General features: G+C 54.3%; 3 protein-coding genes. 2 read left to right on the top strand and 1 reads right to left on the bottom strand.

Annotation, left to right across the window (positions count from 1 at the left end; translation table 11 throughout):
- Positions 1-287 precede the first annotated feature (287 nt).
- Together Q0F21_RS07110 and Q0F21_RS07105 are read left to right on the top strand one after the other, a co-directional pair.
- Entirely contained in the window at positions 288-1,079 is a 792-nt protein-coding gene (locus tag Q0F21_RS07110; RefSeq protein WP_297238652.1) for a hypothetical protein, read from the top strand.
- A 14-nt stretch (positions 1,080-1,093) separates the two neighbouring features.
- Entirely contained in the window at positions 1,094-1,948 is an 855-nt protein-coding gene (locus tag Q0F21_RS07105) for a hypothetical protein (RefSeq protein WP_297238650.1), read from the top strand.
- A gap of 183 nt (positions 1,949-2,131) precedes the next feature.
- On the opposite strand, the gene Q0F21_RS07100 is transcribed toward Q0F21_RS07105, so the two are convergent.
- On the bottom strand, positions 2,132-2,587 hold a 456-nt coding region (locus Q0F21_RS07100), incomplete at its 5' end, for an NAD(P)(+) transhydrogenase (Re/Si-specific) subunit beta (RefSeq protein WP_297238648.1).

The following is a 2,587-nucleotide window of genomic DNA, read 5'->3' as shown; positions in this document are numbered from 1 at the left end:
CCCTGTCGGGGTGCATCGTTCACCACTCTTCACAATGAGTGGAGTGGCTCCTGTAACGCTCAAATGCGTTAGCCCTGACCCAACCACATAGTTCACCGGTAACCCAAGATATTTATTTGCTGTGCTTAGCGCAAAGCGGCTTGGTTTACCAATAAAAATGACGACATTTGAAAACCAAGGTCGGAAGCAGTCAACTCCATTAACCTGAAGTTCTCTACTCTACCGATCACAACTCACATCTAACAACCATCACAAATAGTATTATTATGATTAAGAACAGGAGCCTTATGGCTCTTCTAATTCTGACCGGTCTCTGTCTGCTGTGTTCCTCATGCGATAGGCTTACAGACTGGAGATCGGTATCGTGGAATCACTACGCCACTGGTTTCTACTTAGAGAACGATTTGAAGGTCAAGACACAACAGGAAGGTGTCATTGAGATCACAAAATCTTTGCCTCGTGGAAACACGTGGGAGGAAAGGCAAGAGCAGTTCCTTACGGTAAACACTCTATTTTTCCTCCCACAGAAGCGCGGGCAATTAGAGCAGATTGTCCAAAAATTTGGCGAAGCCGACCACAAAGAGAGAGTCTACGCAGGCTATGCGAAACCCGCTCCTCAATGGAGTACTCCCGATCGCTGCTTCCTCAAGACGCCGATAGACAAGGTGGAGCTGGTCAGTGACAGAGACTGGGGGGATCAGCCAGCGGGGAGTGTACTCAATGCGCACTTCTGGCTCCTCGGTCGCTGCCATGACCGCTATGCGAAGCATCTCGACAATCCCGGCAGGCAGAGAATGCCGGCAGACTTCCACGTCAATAGCGAAGCCTATATGAAGCTGGTGGCGCAGGCTTATGACCGAACCGGGGAGGAGGACTGGGATCTCCGAGACGGTCTCTATGAGGTGATCCTATCGCCTCTGGACAGAGTAGACTTCGCATCGATGGACTACTTAGAGCCACAGCTATTCCTCACGTCGGACAGTCCCCACTTCGCCGAGCCTCAGACGCTCACCATCCGTACCACCTTCCGCGACGGCACCGTCACGACCCTCACGGCCGAAATCAACAAACCCAAGTAACTACGTATACTCTTATGACGTTATCCAAGAAGTACCTCTGTACGGTAGCCCTGGCTCTGCTGGGTGCCGTAGCCTTCCCCTCCTGCAACTGCAATGGCGGGGAGGATCAGCCGACCCCTCCACCAGCAGAGGAGAAGGCACTCGTATCATCACTCACCGTGACGGTAGAGGACCTAATCAACTCCACAAAGGCTGACATGACTAATCAGTACACATACGACAAGGAGGGTCGGGTGTCCTCAATTACGGTCGTCATGACGGGTGACGAGGGTCCCCACAGCGAGACCTGGCCCATCAGCTACGGAGATGGCACCATGACCATTTCCTACCCTTCTGAGCCACTGGTGCTTCTGACAAATGCCAGCGGCTATATCGTTGGGGAGAAAACGAGTGGAGCCGAGAGTTTCTTCTCAGCATCCTACGACAGCGAGGGACACCTCCGGTCACTCAAGCGCGACGAGCATGGAGTCTACACCTTCAACTGGAAGGGAGACTTGATCTCAGAGCGCCAGCTTAGTATCGCCGAGTCGCAGGACATGACTTCACACACGACCTTTACCTACAGCGAGACAAAAGATCCCGCCGGGCTTATGGTCCTCTACATCCCGGAGTTCACCGACATTCCCTTCCCCGGAATGTGGTTTGGCAAAGCACCCGCTTACCTCCCGTCGAAGCGCGTAAGCACGCTTAAGATGCCGGTCAGCAACCTACCCGTCGAGGTGACCACCACATTCGACTACACCCTTGACGCAGAGGGTCGTCCAGTAAAGATCGTTGCCACGGAGGACTTGCAGTCCAAGAGCAAAGACTTCATACCGGACTTCGCAGGAAAGATCCTTCGTACCACCTTTGAGATCACCTATAAGTAAGCGAGCAGAGAGCTCGGTGATACGACGTGGTGCAAAGGTACGAGGGGAAAGGGAGGGCGTAGTATCATCGGGACGCAAACTGTCTCCTGACTGAAACAACTGTCACAATATACGCCAAAGGGGCTGTCTCACCGAGAAGTGAGGCAGCCCCTTTGGGATTGATCTATACTCTAAAGCTGTGCCTTAGGCATTGGCAGCGGCGACGAGGTCAGCGACCGTCTTATTGGCATCGCCAAGGAGGAGAGTTACGCCGGACTCACGCTCGTAGAGCGGGTTGGGGACACCGGCGTAGCCGGGGTTGAGGTCGTAGTTGCAGATGATGACGTACTTCGCCTGATCGACGTTGAGCACCGGCATACCGTAGATCGGCGTGCCCTCAGCCTCGCGGGCGGCAGGATTGAGGACGTCATTCGCTCCGATCACGATCACGAGGTCGGTGTCCTTGAAGTCGTCGTTGATTCGCTCCATCTCGAAGAGGTCATCGTAGGGCACATCCGCCTCGGCGAGGAGGACATTCATATGGCCCGGCATACGACCGGCAACGGGATGGATCGCAAAACGAACCTCTGCGCCCTTGCGGGTCAGGGTGTCGGCCAACTGCTTCACTAAGTGCTGTGCCTGGGCGAGCGCCATACCGTA

It is taken from the genome of uncultured Porphyromonas sp. (genome assembly GCF_934359325.1).
In the GTDB taxonomy this organism is placed as follows: Bacteria; Bacteroidota; Bacteroidia; order Bacteroidales; family Porphyromonadaceae; genus Porphyromonas_A.
The sequence above is the reverse complement of the archived record's forward strand: the minus strand, read 5'-3'. Positions and strand labels throughout refer to the sequence as shown.